Below are 21,113 nucleotides of genomic sequence, written 5' to 3'. Positions count from 1 at the left end.
GCAACACGTAAGGGTACGACTTGAAAAATATGCTCGAAGAGGCGCTCGCCCGCACGTCGCCGCGCCTCGTGCCGCCTCCCACGCCGTTCGCGAGTATCGCCATCCACCTGGGCGTCATGGCGCTCTGGTTCGTGCTGTTCGCGCGCGCGTTCTTCCTGCAAGGCGTGGTCGCGTGGTCCACTGGCATTGCCTATGTCGTCTACGACACGGTGTTGTTGCTGTTCGTCGCCTGGAAGTCGCGCGTGTTGCTTGCGCCTGCGGCAACGCCGTCGGCCGCAGTCGAGGCGAAGCTGCCGACGCTCGGCGTGATCGTCGCCGCGCACAACGAAGCGGCCGTGCTGCCGATCACGCTCGACGCGCTGTTCGCGCAAACCCGCGCGCCGCAGCAGATCGTGATTGCCGACGACGGCTCGACCGACGGCACGGCTGCCTTGCTCGCGCAGCGCTATGGCCTGGCCGACCCAGGCGTTGGGCAGATGAGCGCGCCTTCGCCGCAGTATCCGAATCTGCGTTGGCTCAAGCTCGCGCACGGCGGCAAGGCGCGCGCGCTTAACGCGGCGTTGCTTGCGATCGCAACGGAAACGGTCATGACCGTGGACGCCGATACGCTGCTCGAACCGGACGCTTGCGCCGCGATGGCGAGTGCGTTTGGCCGCGAGCCAGCACTGGTCGCGGCGGCGGGCCTGCTCACGCCGGTTTGCGACCATACGTTGAGTGGCCGCTTTTTCGAGTGGTTCCAAACCTACGAGTACATCCGCAATTTCATCTCGCGCTTCGCGTGGATGCGCGCCGACAGCCTGTTGCTCATCTCTGGCGCGTTTGCGGGCTTTCGGCGCGATGCCGTGATGGCCGTGGGCGGCTTCGATGCGGACTGCCTCGTCGAGGACTACGAACTGATTCACCGGTTGCGCCGCTATTCGGCGCTCAAGGCGCTGGGCTGGGACGTGCGCGTGCTCGGCACCGCCCGCGCGCGCACCGACGCGCCCGGTACGCTCACGACGTTCCTGCGTCAGCGCCGCCGCTGGTTCGCGGGCTTCCTGCAAACGCAGTACTGGTATCGCGACATGACGGGCAACCGCAAGTACGGAAAGCTCGGCCTCATGATGCTGCCCGTGAAGGCGTTCGACACTGTGCAGCCCATTTATGGACTGACGGCGTTCGCGCTGTTGATCGGCTTTTTGTTCGACGGCCGCTTCACGATTGTCCTGCCGGTGCTGGGCGTGATCGTCGGCAAGATCGCGATCGACCTCGCGTTTCATTTGTACTCCGTCCATCTTTACCGGCGCTGGAGCGGCGACCGCACGCACTCGAGTTTCGGCATGGCGTTCCTTGCGGCCATCTTCGAGCCGTTTTCGTTCCAGTTGATGCGCCACAGCGGCGCGGCGCTCGGCTGGCTGCATTTCCTGCTCGGGCGGCGCAAGTGGGGCGTGCAAAGCCGCACCGGGCTGGCGGCGGCGCGCAACCGCGAGAGCGCAGCGTCTCGATGATCTGATCGGACCGTTGTCGTGTTGCTGCAGCCGAACGCCGAGGCGTCGCCACCTCCGCCGGGTGCGGCTTGCTCATCGATTCACTCACTTGCGGCAGCGCTGGGCGTCGCGCCGTTCGGCGTTTGTCCTACTAGCGCGTCCCGCACTCCACGCTTGCCACGCAGCGATTTTTGCAGGACGCTCGTTCACGCAGATCGCTTCGGTCATTGGAACTCAAGCCCATCCAGTTGCCTGCTGTTCCTGCATATTCCGTGCCGCGCGTGCGTATTGCACCATCTTGAAGCGCAAATGCGGCGCGACATTGGCATGCCCCGTTTCGAAACTGCCGATCCTGCCCGCGTTGCACCAATCGAGCGCATGAAACAAGGCTCAAGCCCGATGGCATACGCCTTGCTTTTTAGCCTGTACTGCAGCGCGCAACGCATCTCGCCCCAATCATGGGACGAAACGCGGCAGCGCCGCTTACGCAGTTGCACTCACGCGCGAGAACGAACCGATGCAAGTCCATGACGAAATGCGCGACGAGGGCGCAGTGCGCCCGCACTACGAACGCTTCCAGCAGTGGCTGGAGAGGCAGACTGGCGAGACGATGGCGCGCAAGCGCGCCGAGGCGGACCTGTTGTTCAGACGGGTCGGCATCACGTTCGCGGTGAACGGCGATCTCTCCGGCACCGAGCGGCTCATTCCCTTCGACCTCATTCCACGCATCATTCCCGCAGACGAATGGGCGCTGCTCGCGCGCGGACTGCGCCAGCGCGTGCAGGCGCTCAATCTGTTCCTGCACGACGTCTATCACGAGCGCAACATCGTGCGTGCCGGCGTGATTCCCGCCGACCAGGTCTACACCAATGCGCAGTACCGGCCTGAGATGCAGGGCATCGATCTGCCGCTGGGTGTGTATGCGCATATCGCGGGCATCGACATCGTGCGCGATGGGCGTGACGGCGCATTCTACGTGCTCGAAGACAATTTGCGCGTGCCCTCCGGCGTTTCGTACATGCTCGAAAACCGCAAGATGATGATGCGGCTCTTTCCCGAGTTGTTCGTTCAGCACAAGGTGGCGCCGGTCGCGCATTATCCCGATCTGCTGCTCGATACACTGCGCTCGGTGGCGCCCGAAGGCGTGGACGATCCGACCGTCGTGCTGCTCACGCCCGGCATGTACAACTCCGCGTATTTCGAGCACACGTTCCTCGCGCAGCAAATGGGCGTCGAGCTGGTGGAGGGCAAGGATCTCTTCGTAGAGGATAACTACGTATTCATGCGGACGACGCAGGGGCCGCGTCGCGTGGACGTGATCTACCGGCGTGTGGACGACGATTTTCTCGATCCGCTGGCGTTTCGCCCCGACTCCGCGCTCGGTGTGCCGGGGCTGCTCACGGCGTACCGCGCGGGCCGCGTCGTACTCGCGAATGCAATGGGCACGGGCGTGGCCGACGACAAGTCGATCTATCCGTATGTGCCCGACATGATCGAGTTCTATCTCGGCGAAAAGCCGATCCTGAAGAACGTGCCGACGTGGCAATGCCGTCGTCCCGACGATCTCGCCTGGACGCTCGAACATCTGCCGGACCTCGTCGTGAAAGAGGTGCACGGCGCGGGCGGCTACGGCATGCTCGTTGGACCCGCTTCCACGCGCGAGGAAATCGAGGCGTTTCGCGCGCGACTGCTCGCGCGGCCAGGCAATTACATCGCGCAGCCCACGCTGTCGCTCTCGGCTTGCCCAACCTTCGTCGAAGCGGGCATCGCGCCACGCCATATCGATTTGCGGCCCTTCGTGCTCTCCGGCAAGACGATCCAGATGGCGGCTGGCGGCCTCACGCGCGTGGCGCTGAAGGAAGGCTCGCTCGTCGTCAACTCGTCGCAGGGCGGGGGGACCAAGGACACGTGGGTGCTCGAATGATTTCACTGGCCGTACCATACGCACACGAAGAGGTTCGATCATGCTGAGCCGCACCGCCGATCATCTGTTCTGGATGGCCCGCTACATGGAGCGCGCGGAGAATACCGCGCGCATGCTGGACATCAATCTGAAGGCGCTCCTGCTGCCCGGCAGCGCGGACGCGGAGGCGCGCACGCATCGCGCGATGCTGCGAATCTCCGAACTGGAGCCCGCCTTCGATGCCCGCCACGAGGAAACGACCAGCAGCAACGTACTCAAGTTTCTCGTTGCGGACCCAACGAACCCGTCGAGCATCTACTCGTGTCTGCAGGCGACCCGCGAGAATGCGCGCGCGGTGCGCGGCACGCTCACCACGGAATGGTGGGAAACGATCAACGACACGTGGCTGCAATTCGTCGAGCTTCTGCGCGGCAGCGAGCTGGAAGCGCGTCCCGATGCGCTGTTCGAGTGGGTGAAGTTCCGCTCGCATCTGTCGCGCGGCGTGCGCCTTGGCACGGCGTTGCAGGACGATGCGCTCTTCTTCACGCAGCTCGGCACGTTCCTCGAACGCGCGGACAACACGGCGCGCATTCTCGACGTGCGTTTCGTCGACGTGGAAAACGCCGACTCGCGCTCGGCCGCGCGTCAGCTCGAGGACTTCTACTATTGGACCTCGATTCTCGGCTCGGTTTCCGCGCTCGAAATCTATCGCAAGGTTTACCGCGACGTGGTGACGCCCGCGCGCGTGGTGGAGCTGCTGATACTCAACCAGCAAATGCCGCGCTCGCTGCTGGCATCGCTGGACGGCGTCTGCACGAATCTCGCGATGCTGCGTACAGATAGTTCGCGCGAAGTCGAGCGCACCGCAGGCAAGCTGCGCGCCGAGCTGCTCTATGCCGACCTGCGACAGATCTTTTCCATGGGCGTGCATACGTTTCTCACGCAGTTTCTCGCGCGCGTCTACGAGCTGGGCAATCAGGTTGCGCGCACCTATCTGATGTTGCCGGTTGGTTAGCGCGATCCCGCGCTCATCGATATCCCAATCGTCTCGATGGAGGATTGACGTCATGCAACTCGCGATCCGGCACGACACGGTGTACCGCTACGAAGCGCCCGTGCATTATTCGATCCAGCAGTTGCGGCTTTCGCCGCTCACCACGCCCACGCAGATCGTCAAGCAATGGCAGGTCGAGGCGCCGGGCAAGCTCGACGCGTGCCGCGACGCCTACGGCAACGCGCTGATGACGCTGGTCCTCACGCGTCCGCATAGGGAAATTTGCCTGCGCGTGCGCGGCGAAGTCGAGACCGTGGCGCTGCCCGACGGCCGGCTGCCCGAAGGCGAGGGCATGGTGCCGATGCACCATTTCACTTCGCCAACGCGCCTCACCGAAGCCGACGAGGCACTCACGGAATTCGCGTTCAGCCTGCCGCCGCTGGACGACACCGTGGCCATCCTCCACGCGGCTTCGCGCATCACGGAGCGCGTGCGCTACGAATCCGGTGTCACGGATGTGACGCACACCGCGGCGGACGCGCTGGCGCTAGGCCGTGGCGTGTGTCAGGATCATGCGCATGTGATGCTGGCGGTGTGCCGCGCGCGCGGCGTGCCGGCGCGTTATGTGAGCGGCTATATCGACCCCGGCGACGTGCCCGAGATGGCGAGCCACGCATGGGTCGACGTGTGGCTCGACAACGGCTGGGTGACGGTGGACATCACGCACGCGTGTTTCGCAAGCGAAAAATATTGCCGGATCGCGGTGGGACGTGACTACGACGCGGCTGCGCCGGTTCGCGGCCGCCGCGTGGGCGGGGCCGGAGAAACGCTCGATGTCAGCGTGCACGTGAGCGCGCAGCAGTCGCAGCAGTAGTTTTCCCGCTATAACAAAAAGAGCGGGGAAGTCAGGGACGGGTAAGGAGGCGCATGACGTACTGTGTGGCAATGGCAGTGGACGAGGGGCTCGTGTTTCTTTCGGACACGCGCACGAATGCGGGTGTCGATCACATCAGCACGTCGCGCAAGATGGCCGTGTTCGAAGAGCCCGGCGAGCGTGTGCTCGTGCTGCTCGTCGCGGGCAATCTGGCCATCACGCAGGCCACACTGCAAGTCCTGACCGAGCCGCAGGACGCGGGGCGCGCCACGCTCTGGAACGCGCCGACCATGGTCGAGGCCGCGCGCGTGCTGGGCGAAGCCGTGCGCGAGGTGCATCGACGCGACGCGCAAGCGCTCAAGACCTTCAACATCGACTTCAACTGCAGTTTCATTCTCGGCGGCCAGATCGGCGGCCATGCCATGCGGCTTTTCCAGATCTACGCGGCCGGCAATTTCATCGAGACGTCGAGCGTCAATCCGTATTTCCAGATCGGCGAGTCGAAGTATGGCAAGCCGATCATCGACCGCGTGCTGACCCCGCAGACGCCGCTCGACGAGGCCGCGAAGTGCGCGCTCATCTCCATGGACTCGACGCTGCGCTCGAACCTCTCCGTTGGCCTGCCGCTCGACCTGCTCGTGTACGAGCGCGACGCGCTGCGTGTCACGCGATACGCGTCGCTCGACCAGTCGAATGCGTATTTCCAGATGATTCATTCGACGTGGGGCGAGCGGCTGCGCCAGGTCTTCGGTGAGATTCCCGATCCGCTCTGGACCGACGAAGGCGATGTGCCGCGCCACGTGCGCACGACGTTGCCCAGTGCCCCGCGCGCCACGCATGAGGGGCACGCGAGCGAGCCGCGTCCCGCGCAAACGCTCGCGCAAGCCCAGCCGCACGGCGCCGCAAGCGCGCCGCGCATGCCGCGCGACGGCTAAAAGGGCTGCTTCAGCGCGGCGCTTGCGAGCTTCCTTTCTGCCTCGCCAACTGCGGAACCGGTATCCTGCTGCGTAATATTCGCGGTACGCCGCGCGCCGTGCGCGTCCCCTCGACAACGGAGGCAGGCAGATGAAGCAGAACGACGAACCCAAGAACGGGCGCCCCGAAGAGCCTTCCATTCCCGCCGGTCCGGACGACCCCGCACGCCGCCGTGTGCTCGGCGGGCTGGCGGCGGTTGGCGTGGGCCTCGCGCTCGGCGGCTGCGAGACGCAGGCCCAGAGCGCGGCGAGCGCGCCGCGTAGCGCCGCCGACGCGCGCGTCGATGCCGCGTTGCGCGACCAGGTGCGCCAGATCGTCGTGATCTACGCGGAGAATCGCAGCTTCGTGAATCTGTACGGCAATTATCCCGGCGTGCAAACGCCGCTCGCGAATGTGAGCGCCGAGCGCTACGCACAGTTCGATCGCGACGGCAAGACGCCCTTGCCGCAGTTGCCGAAGATCTGGGGCGGCCTCGTGCCCCAGGCGCAGGAGCTGGATGGCAAGCGCTACATGATTGCGGAGCATCAGATCACGGGTCTCTCCAATCGCCCGTTTCGTATCGTGGATGCGCATGGCAATCCGTTGCCGAACGGCATCATCACGCGCGACTTGATCCATCGCTTCTATCAGAACCAGATGCAGATCAACGCGGGCCGCAACAACCAGTTCGCCGCGTGGGGCGACTCGGGCGGCCTCGTCATGGGCTTCTACGAGAACTCCGCGCAGACGCTGCGGCTCTGGAATATCGCGCAGCAGTACACGCTCTGCGATAACTTTTTCATGGCCGCGTTTGGCGGCTCATGGCTCAACCACATCTTCCTGATCTCGGCGCAGGTACCGCAATACGCCGATATCCAGACGAGCGCCGCAAAGCATCTCGCCTCGGTCGTGGAGGGCGACGATCCCACCGGCACGCGCCTGAAGGTCGCGCCGAACTCGCCGGCCTCGGCGCTCGACGGGCCGCCGAAGTTCGTGAACGACGGCCTCTTCACGCCCGACGGCTACGCCGTCAACACGATGGCCCCGCCGTATCAGCCGAGCAACGTGCGCCCGTCGGAAGACGGCAACCCGGCGCTCGCCGATCCCTCCAATCCGCGCGTGCTGCGCCCGCAGACCTACGCGACGATCGGCGACCGGCTCTCGGCGAAGGGCGTCGACTGGGCCTGGTACAGCGGCGCCTGGCAGTTCGCGCTGGACCATCAGGACACGGGCGCGGTCCCAGACTTCCAGTATCACCACCAGCCGTTCAACTACTTTGCCAACTTCGCGCCGGGCACGGCCGCGCGCGCGCGTCACCTGCGCGATGCGGGCCTGGGCGACGATCCGTCGACCAACCGTCTGCTCGCGGACATCGACGCGGGGCGGTTGCCTGCCGTCACGTTCTACAAGCCGCAGGGCAACCTGAACATGCACGCCGGCTATGCGGACGTCGAATCGGGCGACCGCCACATCACGGCCGTGATCGAGCACATCCAGCGCGGCCCGCAATGGGCGAACACGATGATCGTGGTGACGCACGACGAGAACGGCGGCTGGTGGGACCCGGTCGCGCCGCCCACGGGCGACCGCTGGGGTCCGGGCTCGCGCATCCCGGCGCTCGTCATCGCGCCGTTCGCGAAGAAGGGCTACGTCGATCACACGTTCTACGACACGGTTTCGGTCCTGCGCTTCATCAGCCGCGTGCATGGGCTCGCGCCGCTCGACGGCGTGGCCGCGCGCGACCAGACATTCCTCTCGCGAGAACAGACGCCGCCCGGCGATCTCACGGCGGCGCTCGATCTGGCCTGAGTGCTGCGCGCATTGATGCATCGAAGGGGAGAGGGCGGTGGCCGTCGCGAAACGTTTGCGCCGCCGCCCCGGGTTGCCCATCGGAAACGCAAATTGATGCAAGCGCGACACAAGCGACGAACTCTCCATCCGATCAATGAGTTGGCGCGCTCGCCAGGCGGTTATCAACAGGTTTGTCACCAAAAACTGTGGACAACTTTGCTGCGCAAAAAACATGCATTTTCTATGTTGTTTGCGAGCTTCCCGTTTCCATTCAAGGACTTGATGCGGATGTCCAGAAGTTACTAACAGGGCTCTCAACAAAATCTGTGGAAAAGCCCCCAGGTGTTTTTCCGCGAGACGCCACCGCTGCAACAATCGGCGACGCTGCGCACAATCCGAATGGCATCAAGCACTTGGTGCAGTCGTCCCAGGGTTACGCACAAGGCTGTCCACCAAAGTTGTGGATAGCGCACCCAGATGTTGATCGCTGCCGACTCAACCTTGCACAGTGTGGGAGTTCGGCCCGATAATCGCCGTCGATATGGCCGTCGCGTGAACGCGCGTGCACGGGCAACTCTCTTCTCGCCACTACCCGCCGCGCCGTGCTCAACAACTCGCGCTTTGCCGGTCTTCTGCGTATTCCTGGTTTCCTGCCACTCGCCGGCGCCACCCTGATGCTCGGCGTGGCGATGTCCTTCACCGCGCCTTACCTCTCGCTTTTCGGCGTCGAGCGCGCCGGCATGACGCCGTTCCGGCTCGGCGTGTTCATGACCGCCATCGCCACCAGCGGCGTGATCGCGAGCACCGCAGCGGGTCGCTGGAGCGACGCCACCGGCAAGCACCGAACCCTGCTGCTCGTCTCGCTGTGCGCGGCCACGCTCGGCTATCTCTGCCTGTGCGTCGTGCGCGATTACCGGCTTCTGCTGCTCGTGGGCGTTGCGTTCATCGGCGCGGGCGGTTGCGCGCTCTCGCTCGTGTTCTCGTTCAGCCGCGCGGCGCTGCCCGCGAGCGACGACGCCGGGCGGACCTTTGCGAGCGCGACGCTGCGCACGATTCTCTCCGCCGCGTGGGTGTTCGGGCCCGCGGTTGGCGCGCTCGTGCTGGCCGCCACGAACTTCTACGGGCTTTTCCTGTTTGCGGCGGCGAGCTTCGCAGCGTGCGGCACGATCGTCTGGCGCATGCGCGAGCCGCGGCACGACGAACACGCCACGCAACACTTGATGGCGCGTCCCACCCCCGGCGAAGTCGCGCAGGAGATCGGCGCGCAGTACGAGGGCCAGCCGCTCACGCAAGCCGAAGTGCAGCCGGGTGCGCCTCGCGACCCCGCGACGCGCCCGGCGGCGGCAACGGCGAAAGCGAAGGCCAGGGCAGCGCGCGCGCCGGTGCTCGCCGCGGAGGGTTCGCAGAAAGACATCATGCGCGCGATCGTTGCGCTCACACTCATCGGACTGGCCGCCAACGCGACGATGATCGTGCTGCCGCTCTACATCGTGCATGGCCTGCAGGGCACGCGCATCGATGTGTCGATCATGCTCGGCCTCGGCGCGCTCATGGAGATACCGATGATGCTCGCGCTCGGCGCACGCGCCTCGGTGCTGAACAAGCCGTGGTGGCTGGCCGCCTGCGCTGCGGTGCATGCCGTCTACTTCGTCGCGATGTCGCTGGCGCCGGGCGTGCACGCGTTGATCCCGATGCAGATCCTCAACGCCTTCGTGGTTGCCGTTACGTCGTGTCTTGGCATGACCTTCGTGCAGGATTTGATGCCGTCGTCGCCGGGGCGGGCAACGGCGCTGTTTTTCAACGCGTCGCGGCTCGGCTCGATACTTTCAGGCGTGCTTTCCGGCATGCTCGTGCAGGCGTTCGGTTATCGCGGCACGTTTCTTTTTTGCGGCGCGCTCGCGCTGTGTGCGCTCGTGTTGTTCGCCGTACCCGGCGAGCAGTATCCGAAGATGGCGCGTGCTGTGAGGCGTTATCTGCGTGAGCGTTCAAGCAAGCGGGATTGATCCCCGGCATGACTTTGGATTGCCAGGCAATTTCATTCGAAGAAAAGGGCGGTGCTGCTGCAACGCACCGCCCTTCATCGACATTTACTGCACCGTTTCTGCGTCCCGCGCCGCGAGCGCTCGCGCGGGCGTTGCGGCGTCGAAGTCTTCCGCATCGACGTCATAGCCCGAAGGCTCCCAGCGAATCGAGAGCAACGCCGCCAGCCCCGCGAGCGGCGCGACCGCGATGATCCAGAACACGCGTGTGCCGAGCGCGGCGGCGAGCACCGGGAACAGGAACAGCGAGAGTGTCGAGCTGGTGCGCATGAGCGTCTGGTTGAAGCCGACACCCACGCCGCGCAGCGAGGTCGGGTAGCCGAGCGAGGCGAACGTCATGCTGTGCGAACCGGGGCCGACGCCCTGGCCGAAGAGGAACGCGGCAAGCAGGGCGACCGCGCTGACGACTTCGGGTGCCGTCGCCGGTTTGCCGACGATCGCGAGGCCGACGAGCGCCACGAACTGGATCGCATAGCCCCACACGGTGAGCTTCCACGCGCCGAAGCGCGGCACGATACGCACGGCGATCAGCCCGCCCACGAAGGCGAAGCCGAGATTGAGCACGAGCGAGGCGAGGATCGTCGTGAGCATGGACTGCGCGAGGAAGCTCGAGATGATCACGGGCAGGCCGAACGCGACCGCGTTGTACGCGAACGAAGAAGCCACGCCGATGACAGTGGCGAGCACCGTGCGCCGCGTGTAGACGCCGCGCAGCAGCGCGCCATAGTTCTTCCACGACGCCACGCGCGCCGGCCTGGCTGCGACGCTGGCGGGGGCTTCGGGCGCGACCTGCGCGTCGATCCCGTATGAGCGCTTGAGGATGCGCGCCGCGCCCGCGAGATCGCCCTGATTCGCGGCCCACACCGGCGACTCGCTGATGTAGCGGCTGCGAATCGCGATGATGACGAGCGCCGGCACGGCGCCGAAGCCGAGCGTGAGGCGCCAGAGCAGATGCGAGTGCGAGGCGGGCAAGCCTGCGTAGAACGCCAGCACGAGCAGATACGACACGCTGATCGCCGCGTACCAGACGGGGCACCACATCGCCACGCGCGCGGCCTTGTTGCCGCGGCCCTTGAGCCGCGAGAACTCGGCGAGAAAGGCCATGGCCACAGGCAGGTCGATGCCGACGCCCAGCCCCATCACGAAGCGCGCGCCGCCGAGCACCCAGGCATTGGGTGCGAGCGCGCACGCAATCGCGGCCACGACGAAGAAGAACATGTCGGCCATGAACACGCGATAGCGTCCGATGCGATCGGTCAGGAAGCCACCGAGAAACGCGCCGACGATGGCGCCGAACGTGATGGCCGAAGCGACGAAGCCGGTGCCCGCGGGCGAGAGCGAGAATTCGCGCGCCACATCCTTGAGGCCGAAGGCGAGGGCTCCGAGGTCGTAGGCATCGAGGAACACACCGCCCAGCGCGATCGCCACGACGATGCGCGCGTTGCTGCCGGTGGCGGCCCCCGCGTTGACGAGCTGCGAGACGTCGGCGGCGCTGCGGATCACCGGGCGGCCGGAAGTGCTGAACGAAGAGGGGGAAGCTGAGGCGGACATGCGAGGCGACGCGAGCGGGCGCGCTAATAGCGACAAAGCGCGTGATGCTACCGTCCGCGCGGCGCGCGCCCAAATCGTTTTTGGTTATGTGCTCATGCCGTGTGGACCAGTCAGTGCATGTAGGTGACGCGGCGCGAGCGATCGCTCAACTGCAATCCCGCGTCGAGCAGGGCGATGGCGAACCAGCGCGCGGTCTTGAGCATGCCGCTCACGCTCGGCATCGGCAGCCAGTCGTTGAGGAGTTGCACGGCGGCCTCGCTGCGAGTGGACTGCAGGAGCGCGATCACCTGCAGCAGCGATCCTTCGTCCTTCGCGAGTTCGGAGGCGCAGCGGCAGCGCGTGTCGAGCGGGCGGCACGAGGCGCGGCACAGGGTGCCCATCAGCAGATCGAAATAGCCGAAGCCTTCCGCGCCGAGCCCCGCGTCGGTGAGCACGCCGCGCCAGCTTTCGGCCTTGGCGTAGGCGTCGCAATGCGGGCGCAGCCAGGTGCGCACCGCGCGCAGGACGGTCTGTTCGGCGGTGTCGGGGTGATGGACGAAGGTGTCGTCGATCAGCGTGTCATTTCTCGCGAAAGGGGTGGTGTAGTTCATGGAGCCTCCGGTCCCGCACAAATCATGCGGGTGGCGCCGGGTCGTCCGGCTTGGGCTCTATTCTGGGGCAGGTTCCGTCTAAATGCAAATGATTCTCATTTGTGAAAAAGAGGCTGACGGGAGGGAGATGACCTGGCGCAACCGGGAAGGGACTGTTCCAGCCAACGCCCTTAATGACGGGGACACAAGTCGCTAAAGTGGCCGCCATGCGTGTTCCAGTGTTCTGGCGCAACGTGAGAGTTGGCCCCGGCCCCATGAAGGCCGGGGCTTTTTTTTGCACCGCGCAAGGGCGCGCGGGGCGGCCCTGGCACACGTTTTGGTGGCTGCCGGGGGCCATACTCCGATGCATAAGTCATTGAACCGAAAGAAACAAGTAAGGTATTATTCGGGCCGCGCAGCGTGACAGCCTGCCGCGCGTCATGGCGCCCAGGAGGTCGAAAGCGTTGCTTTCGCGATCAAAAATGGGCTGTAACAGCCTGTTTGTTGTTTTTTCTCTTAGTACGTTTCTGAATAAAAACAATGACTTGCGTCAACCATCGATCCGGCCCGTGTTGTTGCGCTGCAAAACTTCCGTATTCCGTTTACCCTCGTTAACCCTTGAACGTGTGTTGCATTTCGCCTCGTCGCTGACAAATACATTACAGCCAGCCTGGTTCGATTTTCACCCCGCGTCAATCTTTCAAGTTGCTTGCGCGCCTGATCGTGCGCCGTGGAAGCTATTTGCTCCGCATTTTTGAGGTCCTGTTGAAATGCAATCCGTTCCATTCCTGAGTCTGGCGATCTGGATTCCCATCCTGTTCGGCGTGGCCGTGCTGCGCCTCGGGTCGGATCGTCATCCGCAGCGTGCCCGCTGGCTGTCGCTCGTTGGCGCCGTCGTCGGTCTGCTGCTGACCCTCCCGCTCATCTCCGGCTTCGACAACCACGCGGCCGGCATGCAGTTCGCCGAATTCCGCGAATGGCTGCCTGAGTTCGGCGTGGCGTGGCGACTCGGGATCGATGGTATTTCGATGTGGCTCGTGGTGCTCACCGCGTTCACGACGCTCGTGATCGTGATCGCCTCGTGGGAATCGATCACGGTGCGCGTCGCCCAGTACTTCGGCGCGTTCCTGATTCTCTCGGGCCTGATGGTCGGCACCTTCGCGGCGACCGACGGCATGCTGTTCTTCGTGTTCTTCGAAGCCACGCTGATCCCGCTGTACCTGCTGATCGGCTCGTGGGGCAATGCCCGCCGCACCTACGCCGCGGTCAAGTTCTTCTTCTTCTCGCTCGCCGGCTCGCTGCTGATGCTGGTGTCGATGCTGTACCTCTACAGCCAGGCACACACCTTCGACATGGCCGCGTGGCACAACCTCACGCTCGGCTTCATCCCGCAGATCCTGGTGTTCATCGGCTTCTTCGCCGCCTTCGCGGTGAAGGTCCCGATGTGGCCGTTCCACACCTGGCTGCCCGACGTGCACCTCGAAGCGCCGACCGGCGCGACCGTGATGCTGGCCATGCTGAAGCTCGGCGGCTACGGCTTCCTGCGCTTCACGCTGCCGATCACGCCTGACGCCGCGCACTTCTTCGCGCCGGCGATCATCACGCTCTCGCTCGTGGCCGTGGTCTACTCGAGCCTGCTCGCGCTCGCGCAGACCGACATGACCAAGCTGCTCGCGTACTCGACGGTCGCCCACATGGGGCTCGTCACGCTCGGCCTGTTCCTCTTCAACCAGATCGGCACCGAAGGCGCGATCGTGCAGATGATCTCGTACGGCTTCGTCTCGGGCGCTATGCTGCTCTCGATCGGCGTGCTGTTCGACCGCACGAAGACGCGCTCGATCTCGGCTTACGGCGGCGTCGTCAACGTGATGCCGCGTTACGCCACCTTCATGATGCTGTTCTGCATGGCCAACCTCGGCCTGCCGGGCACGTCGGGCTTCGTGGGCGAGTTCATGGTCATCATGGGCGCAATCCGCGTGAACTTCTGGGTCGGCGCGATCGCCGCGACGACCGTCATTCTGAGCGCTGCGTACACCCTGTGGATGTACAAGCGCGTGATCTTTGGCGCTGTGGCGAACAAGGGCGTTGCGAAGCTGGCCGACATCGGCCGCCGCGAAACGCTGATCTTCGCTTCGCTTGCAGCGTTCGTGCTCGCGATCGGCCTCTACCCGAAGCCGATGACCGACGCGATCGAGCTTTCGGCGGCGAACCTCGTCACCCAGGCCGGTCGCAGCAAGCAACCCGTCGACGATGCAGCGCCTGCTGACGCAGTGCGTGCGGGCACGGACGTTCGTGCTGCGCACTCGCCGACGTGATCACTAAAGATTGACTGCGCAACCAACGCGCCGCATCGCCTCCGGGCGGCGCGGCGCGTTGTTGCGTCCAGGAGTTTTCGAATCTTGAGATTCGAAAAGTAGCCGCGGCGGGCCGCTGTCAAGGGCAGAGCAGGGCGCGACGTGCGTGTGTTTCCGAGGCGCGACAAACCTCGCGAACACATGCGACAAAGTGTCTCAATCTTCTTTTGACAAAGGTCATTTTCCACATTCATTGATTGCGAAATATCAAAGCGGCTGTATGATGCGGGCGCGCTTCCTTTGTCGGATGTCAGGGGACGCGTCCGGAACAATTCAATGAATGAAATTCAGGCAAACGTGATGAAAAGAACGACCTTTCAAAGGTTACTGCTTCCCGTAAGCGCCGGATTGGCCTTGTGTCTTTCCGGATGCAACATGGAGCTCCTCGACCCCAAGGGAAGTGTGGGCGTGGCGGAAAAGCAGCTGATCGCCACCTCCACATGGGCGATGCTGATTGTTGTGATCCCTGTGATCATCCTGACGCTCTGGTTCGCGTACCGCTATCGCGCATCGAACCGTAGCGCCACCTACGCGCCGAAGTGGTCGCACTCGACGGCGATCGAAATCGTCGTCTGGACCATCCCGACGCTGATCATTCTCTTCCTCGGCGTGCTCACGTGGAACACCACGCACGAGCTCGACCCCTACAAGCCGCTCGAATCGAACGTCAAGCCGATCAACGTCGAAGTTGTGGCGCTCGACTGGAAGTGGCTGTTCATCTACCCGGATCTCGGTATCGCGACGGTGAACCAGCTGGCCGTGCCCGTTGGCACGCCGGTGAACTTCAGCATTACGTCGGATTCGGTGATGAACTCGTTCTTCATCCCGCAGCTTGGCACCCAGGTTTATGCGATGGCTGGCATGCAGACGCGTCTGCACCTGATCGCCGACCACGCTGGCGACTACGCCGGCCTCTCGGCAAACTTCAGCGGCAAAGGCTTCTCGGACATGAAGTTCCGCACGATCGCCTCGAGCCAGCAAGACTTCGACGCGTGGGTCCAGAAGGTGAAGGCGTCGCAGACGCAGCTTTCCATGGATCAATACGCAACGGTCGCACAGCCGAGCGAGAAGGCTCCGGTTGAGTACTTCTCGACGGTCGACCCGAAGCTCTTCAACAACATCATCGCGAAGTACAACAACGGCCACGTCACGAATTTCAGTGACCCGTCGTGCGTGACCAAGGGGTAAGCCAAGCATGTTCGGAAAACTTACACTGGATGCCATTCCGTATCACGAGCCGATTATTGTCGGCACGATGGTCGGCATGGCGCTCATCGGCGCATTGGTGCTCGGCGCCGTCACTTACCTCGGTAAGTGGAAATATCTGTGGACGGAGTGGCTGACGAGCGTCGACCACAAGCGTCTGGGCGTGATGTACATCGTTCTCGCCCTCATCATGCTGCTGCGCGGCTTCGCCGACGCGATCATGATGCGTACCCAGCTCGCACTCGCCTACAACGCGCCGGGCTACCTGCCGCCGCACCACTACGACCAGATCTTCACGGCGCACGGCGTGATCATGATCTTCTTCATGGCCATGGCCTTCATGGTCGGCCTGATGAACATCATCGTGCCGCTGCAGATCGGCGCACGCGACGTCGCGTTCCCGTTCCTGAACTCGCTGTCGTTCTGGATGACCGCAGTCGGCGCCATCCTGCTGATGATCTCGCTCGTCGTGGGTGAGTTCGCGCAGACCGGCTGGCTCGCGTATCCGCCGCTTTCGGAGCTTGCGTACAGTCCGGGGGTAGGGGTCGATTACTACCTGTGGGCGCTGCAGATCTCGGGTGTCGGCACGCTGCTGACCGGCGTGAACTTCTTCGTCACCATCATCAAGATGCGTGCCCCCGGCATGACGATGATGAAGATGCCGGTGTTCACGTGGACGGCGCTGTGCACGAACGTGCTGATCATGGCCGCGTTCCCGATCCTGACCGTGACGCTCGCGCTGCTCGGTCTCGACCGCTACATCGGCACGCACTTCTTCACGAATGACGGCGGCGGCAACGCCATGCTGTACCTGAACCTGATCTGGGCCTGGGGTCACCCCGAGGTGTACATCCTGATCCTGCCGGCGTTCGGTATTTTCTCGGAAGTCGTTGCGACCTACGCGAAGAAGCCGCTGTTCGGCTACAAGACCATGGTCTACGCGACCTGCTCGATCATGGTGCTCTCGTTCCTCGTGTGGCTGCACCACTTCTTCACGATGGGTTCGGGCGCGAACGTCAACGCGTTCTTCGGCATCATGACGATGATCATCGCGATCCCGACGGGCGTGAAGATCTTCAACTGGCTGTTCACGATCTACCGCGGCCGCCTCGAGTTCACCTCGCCGGTGCTCTGGACGATCGGCTTCATGGTCACCTTCACCATCGGCGGCATGACCGGCGTGATGATGGCGATCCCGGGCGCGGACTTCGTGCTGCACAACTCGCTGTTCCTGATTGCTCACTTCCACAACGTGATCATCGGCGGCGTGCTGTTCGGCTACCTCGCTGGCTTCAACTACTGGTTCCCGAAGGCGTTCGGCTTCAAGCTCAACGAAAAGCTCGGCAAGCGCGCGTTCTGGTTCTGGCTCTCGGGCTTCTACGTTGCCTTTACGCCGCTGTACGTGCTGGGCTTCATGGGCGCAACCCGCCGTCTGAATCACTACGACAATCCGGCATGGCAGCCGTGGATGATCATCGCGTGGGTTGGCGCCGTGCTCGTGGCAATCGGTATCGCGCACCAGCTGCTGCAGCTGTACGTGTCGATCCGCGACCGCAACCTGCCGGAAAACCGTGACCTGACGGGCGATCCGTGGGGTGGCCGTACGCTGGAGTGGGCGATCTCGTCGCCGCCGCCGTCGTATAACTTCGCGATCATTCCGCACGTGAGCGAACTCGACGAGTTTGCACACCTGAAGGAAACCGGCCGCGAAACCGTGGACGTCGCGAACACGAAGTACACCGACATCCACATGCCCTCGAACACGAGCGCGGGTGTGTTCATCGGTTTCTTCAGCCTGGTGCTCGGCTTCGCTGGCATCTGGCACATCTGGTGGCTCATGATCGTTGGCTTCGTCGGCATTGTCGGCACGGCCATCGCGTACAGCTTCCAGAAGAACGAAGGCTATTACATCCCGGCCGCCAAGGTCCGGGCAGACGAAGAAATGCGCAGCCGCGCACTGGTCAAGGCGTTCGAAGACAAGCAACGCCGTGGCAAGGTTGAAGCAGCACTGGAGGCCAACTGATGTTGACGAAAACTAGTGCGGCCGCACTCGCGGAGCACGATCACCACGATCACCCGCCGTCACACTCGGTGTTCGGCTTCTGGCTGTACCTGATGACGGACTGTATTCTGTTCGGCTCGCTGTTCGCAGTGTTCGCCGTGATGCAGAACCAGTTCGCAGGCGGCCCGACGGGCAAGGACCTGTTCGACATTCAGGGCGTGGCCATGGAAACGGCAGTGCTGCTGCTGTCGTCCATCACGTACGGCTTCGCGATGATCGGCGCGCACAAGCAGCGCAAGGGTCAAGTGCTGGTCTGGCTGGCGATCACCTTCCTGCTGGGCGCAACGTTCCTGTATTTCGAACTGCATGAATTCGCGAACATGATCGCCGAGGGCAACGGCCCGCAACGCAGCGCGTTCCTCTCGTCGTTCTTCACGCTGGTTGCCACCCACGGTATCCACGTGACGATGGGCATGATCTGGATGGTCGTCCTGATGGTTCAGGCCGTGAAGGCGCCGGTACTGGGCGAGCGTGAAATTCGCCGCCTGACCTGCCTTAGCCTTTTCTGGCACTTTCTGGACATCGTCTGGATCTGCGTGTTCTCCTTTGTTTACCTTGCGAGCGTGATCTAAATGAGTGCTCATTCCATCCATGAAGAAGAAAGCCACGGCAGCGTAGGCAGCTACCTGGTTGGTTTCGTCCTGGCGGTGGTGCTCACGGCCGCTTCGTTCTGGCTCGTGCTGCATGGCGGCTTCCCGCGCGAAACCGCGCTGCTCGGCCTTGCCGTGCTGGCTGTGGTGCAGATCGTGGTTCACCTCGTGTTCTTCCTGCACATGAACACGTCGTCGGGTCAGCGCTGGAACGTGACGGCATTTGGCTTCACGGTGTTGACGGTCCTGATCGTGGTCGTCGGTACGCTGTGGGTCATGCACAACGTCAGCATGAACATGATGTCGCGTTAAGCGCTCATCGTTGCTGGACTTGCGCTTCGCTCTTTTCGAGTGAAGCGCAAATGGAAACGCCGCCAGGCCTTCGGGCCGGCGGCGTTTTTCTTTTTTTGCGGCTTTATGCGCCGAAGCGCTGACGCATGACTTCCGCGACGGCCTTGCCGAGCCGGTGGTGTTGGGAGGCTTCGTAGTGAATGCCGTCGGTGGGGCTGACGGTGGCGAACTCGCCGGCGTCGAGAAACGCAGAGCCGTACTTCACGGCCACGCGCTCGTAGAGCGGCGCGAGCAGGCGCGACTTGACAGCGCCGCCTGTGAAGATCTCGCCGAGGAAACCAATTTCTTCAATCGGCGCCGGCGACATGAGCAGCACGTGAGGCGTCGAGCCGCCCGGACCCGCGCGGCACGCGACGAGCGTTTCGAGCAGCACGTCCACCGAGTTCGCAATGTCGGTGGGTGTGACGGAAAAGCGCGTCTTGAGGTCGTTGGTGCCGACCATCAGCGCGACCACGTCCACCGGCAACTGGCTTTCGAGGCATGGGCGCAGATAAGCGTGCCCGTTCTTGTGCCGGCCTTCGATGGGATCGTCGTGAACCGTGGTGCGCGCGGGCAGGCCTTCCTCGATGATCGTCCAGCCCGGCCCGAGCGCCTCGCGCAGCACGCCGGGCCAGCGGTCGGCGGGGCCGAATCGCTCGGAGACGCCGGGCACGGTCAGCGGTTTCGTGCCGTGCGTATTGGAATCGCCGTAACAGAGCAGGGTGCGTGACGTCATGGGTTGCCTCTTCCTGGTTGCCCGGTTGCATGGTTGCGGGTTGCGCTGCAATGCCACTACTCATCATGTGAGATTACTAGACGACTGGTCTATTTGCTCTGTAATATGCCACCTCATGAATGCAGCGGCAGCCGTTGAAGTGCGGCAACACATCCTCGATACCGCCATGCCCATTCTGCTGGGCAAGGGCTTTTCCGCAGTCGGTCTCAATGAGATCCTCGCGGCCGCCGGTGTGCCCAAAGGGTCGTTCTATCACTATTTCGGCTCGAAGGAAGCATTCGGCGAAGCGCTGCTCACGTCGTATTTCGCCGAGTATGCGGAGCGTCTCGACGATCTGCTGGTGCGTGCGCAGGGCACGGCGGCCGAGAAGTTGATGCGCTACTGGGACGACTGGCGCCTGATCCAGTGCGCCGACGATCCTGTAGGCAAATGTCTCGCGGTAAAGCTGGGCGCAGAGGTGAGCGACCTGTCCGAGGCGATGCGCGAGGCGCTGCGTCTCGGCACCGACGCGACGATCTCGCGCATTAGCGCGTGTCTCGAGGCAGGGCGTGCGGATGGTTCGCTCGCGGGCGTGAACGACGCCGCGACCATGGCGGTGACGCTCTACGAACTATGGCTCGGCGCGACGCTGCTCGAGAAGATACACCGCGACCGCAAGCCGCTCGACGCGGCCATGGCGACCACACGCACCCTGTTGAACCTGCCTGCGGGCAACTAATCGAACGCGAAGCAGGGCAGCGCGTGAACTGCGCGCGATTGTCGCGCATTGTGCGGAAGAACTAGACGACCGGTCTAATAGGCATAAAGAGACCGGTTTCCGAAGGGCGTGCGAGCGCCCGAATCTACCTAAAAGGAACGCCGATGAAGGTACTGATCGTTTTGACCTCGCACGAGGACCTCGGCAACACGGGCAAGAAGACGGGTTTCTGGCTCGAGGAATTCGCCGCGCCGTACTACGCGCTGCGCGACGCTGGCGCCGCGCTCACGCTCGCATCGCCCAGGGGCGGCCAGCCGCCGCTCGATCCGAAGAGCAGCGATCCCTCCGCGCAGACCGATGCGACACGGCGTTTTGCATCCGATACCGAGGCGCAAACGGCGCTTGCCAATACGAAACGTCTCGCCGATATCGACGCGAGCGCGTTCGACGCCGTGTTCTACCCGGGCGGCCACGGCCCGCTCTGGGACCTGGCCGAAGATCCGGTTTCGATCGCGCTGATCGAAAAGACGATCGCCGCGGGCAAGCCTGTCGCTGCCGTGTGCCATGCGCCGGGCGTGTTGCGTCACGTGAAGGGTGCGGACGGCAAGCCGCTCGTGGCCGGCAAGTCGGTCACCGGTTTTTCGAATGACGAAGAAGCCGCCGTGCAATTGACCGACGTCGTGCCGTTCCTCGTCGAGGACATGCTGAGGGCCAACGGCGGCCAGTACTCGAAGGCCGCCGACTGGCAGCCGCACGTCGCAACTGACGGCCTGCTCATCACGGGCCAGAACCCGGCTTCGTCGGAGCCGGTTGCCGAAGCCTTGCTCGCGGCGCTGCGCCGCGCTTGATGCTTCGCGAACGCGCTCGTCTTTTGCGAGCGCGTTCGCTTCCCTCTATTTCCTTTCGGCAACGCTGCGAGGCGCGCTCGCAGCGCGTGTCCGGCTGCGCGTTGCCGCAAGGAAATCCCGTTTTTGCCAACCGGCGCAGGCGCCGCGCG

General features: G+C 63.8%; 17 protein-coding genes. 14 read left to right on the top strand and 3 right to left on the bottom strand.

Translation table 11 applies throughout. The annotated features are described in order from the left end of the window. The first annotated feature begins 20 nt into the window (after positions 1–20). The 7 genes from M3I54_RS23880 (at position 21) to M3I54_RS23850 (ending at position 9,985) form a co-directional block, all read left to right on the top strand. Positions 21–1,487, top strand: a complete 1,467-nt coding sequence (locus M3I54_RS23880) for a glycosyltransferase (protein ID WP_254340474.1) — start codon at positions 21–23, stop codon at positions 1,485–1,487. 496 nt (positions 1,488–1,983) lie between these two features. Beyond that, the gene (locus tag M3I54_RS23875; protein ID WP_254340473.1) at positions 1,984–3,390 is read left to right on the top strand and encodes a circularly permuted type 2 ATP-grasp protein; all 1,407 of its coding nucleotides are present in this window, start codon (positions 1,984–1,986) and stop codon (positions 3,388–3,390) included. A gap of 40 nt (positions 3,391–3,430) precedes the next feature. Beyond that, the gene (locus M3I54_RS23870; RefSeq protein WP_254340472.1) at positions 3,431–4,384 is read left to right on the top strand and encodes an alpha-E domain-containing protein; all 954 of its coding nucleotides are present in this window, start codon (positions 3,431–3,433) and stop codon (positions 4,382–4,384) included. 52 nt (positions 4,385–4,436) lie between these two features. After that, positions 4,437–5,237, top strand: coding sequence for a transglutaminase family protein (locus tag M3I54_RS23865; protein WP_254340469.1), 801 nt, complete (start codon positions 4,437–4,439; stop codon positions 5,235–5,237). A 53-nt stretch (positions 5,238–5,290) separates the two neighbouring features. Beyond that, positions 5,291–6,172 (top strand): proteasome-type protease, encoded by an 882-nt coding sequence (locus M3I54_RS23860; RefSeq protein WP_254340467.1) that lies wholly within the window; start codon positions 5,291–5,293, stop codon positions 6,170–6,172. A 130-nt stretch (positions 6,173–6,302) separates the two neighbouring features. Continuing rightward, positions 6,303–8,000, top strand: coding sequence for an acid phosphatase (locus tag M3I54_RS23855; protein WP_254340465.1), 1,698 nt, complete (start codon positions 6,303–6,305; stop codon positions 7,998–8,000). 584 nt (positions 8,001–8,584) lie between these two features. After that, positions 8,585–9,985, top strand: a complete 1,401-nt coding sequence (locus M3I54_RS23850; RefSeq protein ID WP_254340464.1) for a sugar efflux transporter — start codon at positions 8,585–8,587, stop codon at positions 9,983–9,985. An 84-nt stretch (positions 9,986–10,069) separates the two neighbouring features. On the opposite strand, the gene M3I54_RS23845 is transcribed toward M3I54_RS23850, so the two are convergent. Both M3I54_RS23845 and M3I54_RS23840 read right to left on the bottom strand, forming a co-directional pair. Continuing rightward, complete coding sequence (locus M3I54_RS23845) at positions 10,070–11,572, bottom strand: MFS transporter (protein ID WP_254340462.1); 1,503 nt, start codon at positions 11,570–11,572, stop codon at positions 10,070–10,072. A gap of 110 nt (positions 11,573–11,682) precedes the next feature. Further along, positions 11,683–12,162 carry a hypothetical protein gene (locus M3I54_RS23840; RefSeq protein WP_254340460.1) on the bottom strand — a complete coding sequence of 160 codons (480 nt, stop codon included), beginning with the start codon at positions 12,160–12,162 and terminating at the stop codon, positions 11,683–11,685. A 749-nt stretch (positions 12,163–12,911) separates the two neighbouring features. On the opposite strand from M3I54_RS23840, the gene M3I54_RS23835 reads away from it, so the two are divergent. The 5 genes from M3I54_RS23835 to cyoD all read left to right on the top strand — a co-directional run bounded on the left by M3I54_RS23835 (position 12,912) and on the right by cyoD (position 18,665). Beyond that, positions 12,912–14,456, top strand: a complete 1,545-nt coding sequence (locus M3I54_RS23835; protein WP_254340457.1) for an NADH-quinone oxidoreductase subunit M — start codon at positions 12,912–12,914, stop codon at positions 14,454–14,456. A 339-nt stretch (positions 14,457–14,795) separates the two neighbouring features. Continuing rightward, complete coding sequence (gene cyoA, locus M3I54_RS23830; protein WP_254340456.1) at positions 14,796–15,683, top strand: ubiquinol oxidase subunit II; 888 nt, start codon at positions 14,796–14,798, stop codon at positions 15,681–15,683. Between the two features lie 7 nt (positions 15,684–15,690). Continuing rightward, positions 15,691–17,724, top strand: coding sequence for a cytochrome o ubiquinol oxidase subunit I (gene cyoB, locus M3I54_RS23825; protein WP_254340454.1), 2,034 nt, complete (start codon positions 15,691–15,693; stop codon positions 17,722–17,724). Then, on the top strand, positions 17,724–18,335 hold the full coding sequence (cyoC, locus tag M3I54_RS23820; RefSeq protein WP_028204960.1) for a cytochrome o ubiquinol oxidase subunit III: 612 nt from the start codon (positions 17,724–17,726) through the stop codon (positions 18,333–18,335). Before cyoB ends, cyoC begins: the two co-directional genes overlap by 1 nt. Continuing rightward, positions 18,336–18,665: a cytochrome o ubiquinol oxidase subunit IV gene (cyoD, locus tag M3I54_RS23815; RefSeq protein ID WP_028204961.1), complete on the top strand. Its 330-nt coding sequence runs from the start codon at positions 18,336–18,338 to the stop codon at positions 18,663–18,665. A gap of 103 nt (positions 18,666–18,768) precedes the next feature. Here the strand turns inward: cyoD and M3I54_RS23810 are convergent, their stop codons facing one another. Continuing rightward, positions 18,769–19,419 (bottom strand): SGNH/GDSL hydrolase family protein, encoded by a 651-nt coding sequence (locus M3I54_RS23810; protein WP_254340451.1) that lies wholly within the window; start codon positions 19,417–19,419, stop codon positions 18,769–18,771. Between the two features lie 115 nt (positions 19,420–19,534). On the opposite strand from M3I54_RS23810, the gene M3I54_RS23805 reads away from it, so the two are divergent. Further along, positions 19,535–20,137: a TetR/AcrR family transcriptional regulator gene (locus tag M3I54_RS23805; RefSeq protein WP_254340449.1), complete on the top strand. Its 603-nt coding sequence runs from the start codon at positions 19,535–19,537 to the stop codon at positions 20,135–20,137. A gap of 143 nt (positions 20,138–20,280) precedes the next feature. Beyond that, positions 20,281–20,964, top strand: coding sequence for a type 1 glutamine amidotransferase domain-containing protein (locus tag M3I54_RS23800; protein WP_254340447.1), 684 nt, complete (start codon positions 20,281–20,283; stop codon positions 20,962–20,964). Positions 20,965–21,113 lie beyond the last annotated feature (149 nt).

Source organism: Paraburkholderia sp. CNPSo 3274 (assembly GCF_024206475.1).
Taxonomy (GTDB): domain Bacteria; phylum Pseudomonadota; class Gammaproteobacteria; order Burkholderiales; family Burkholderiaceae; genus Paraburkholderia.
The sequence above is the reverse complement of the archived record's forward strand: the minus strand, read 5'-3'. Positions and strand labels throughout refer to the sequence as shown.

What these genes read in the sequence shown, in the direction of transcription:
- M3I54_RS23875 (WP_254340473.1), top strand. Translation starts at nt 1,984, where the DNA reads ATGCAAGTCCATGACGAAATGCGCGACGAGGGCGCAGTGCGCCCGCAC.
- M3I54_RS23870 (WP_254340472.1), top strand. Translation starts at nt 3,431, where the DNA reads ATGCTGAGCCGCACCGCCGATCATCTGTTCTGGATGGCCCGCTACATG.
- M3I54_RS23865 (WP_254340469.1), top strand. Translation starts at nt 4,437, where the DNA reads ATGCAACTCGCGATCCGGCACGACACGGTGTACCGCTACGAAGCGCCC.
- M3I54_RS23860 (WP_254340467.1), top strand. Translation starts at nt 5,291, where the DNA reads ATGACGTACTGTGTGGCAATGGCAGTGGACGAGGGGCTCGTGTTTCTT.
- M3I54_RS23855 (WP_254340465.1), top strand. Translation starts at nt 6,303, where the DNA reads ATGAAGCAGAACGACGAACCCAAGAACGGGCGCCCCGAAGAGCCTTCC.
- M3I54_RS23845 (WP_254340462.1), bottom strand. Translation starts at nt 11,572, where the DNA reads ATGTCCGCCTCAGCTTCCCCCTCTTCGTTCAGCACTTCCGGCCGCCCG.
- M3I54_RS23840 (WP_254340460.1), bottom strand. Translation starts at nt 12,162, where the DNA reads ATGAACTACACCACCCCTTTCGCGAGAAATGACACGCTGATCGACGAC.
- M3I54_RS23835 (WP_254340457.1), top strand. Translation starts at nt 12,912, where the DNA reads ATGCAATCCGTTCCATTCCTGAGTCTGGCGATCTGGATTCCCATCCTG.
- cyoA (WP_254340456.1), top strand. Translation starts at nt 14,796, where the DNA reads ATGAAAAGAACGACCTTTCAAAGGTTACTGCTTCCCGTAAGCGCCGGA.
- cyoB (WP_254340454.1), top strand. Translation starts at nt 15,691, where the DNA reads ATGTTCGGAAAACTTACACTGGATGCCATTCCGTATCACGAGCCGATT.
- cyoC (WP_028204960.1), top strand. Translation starts at nt 17,724, where the DNA reads ATGTTGACGAAAACTAGTGCGGCCGCACTCGCGGAGCACGATCACCAC.
- cyoD (WP_028204961.1), top strand. Translation starts at nt 18,336, where the DNA reads ATGAGTGCTCATTCCATCCATGAAGAAGAAAGCCACGGCAGCGTAGGC.
- M3I54_RS23810 (WP_254340451.1), bottom strand. Translation starts at nt 19,419, where the DNA reads ATGACGTCACGCACCCTGCTCTGTTACGGCGATTCCAATACGCACGGC.
- M3I54_RS23805 (WP_254340449.1), top strand. Translation starts at nt 19,535, where the DNA reads ATGAATGCAGCGGCAGCCGTTGAAGTGCGGCAACACATCCTCGATACC.
- M3I54_RS23800 (WP_254340447.1), top strand. Translation starts at nt 20,281, where the DNA reads ATGAAGGTACTGATCGTTTTGACCTCGCACGAGGACCTCGGCAACACG.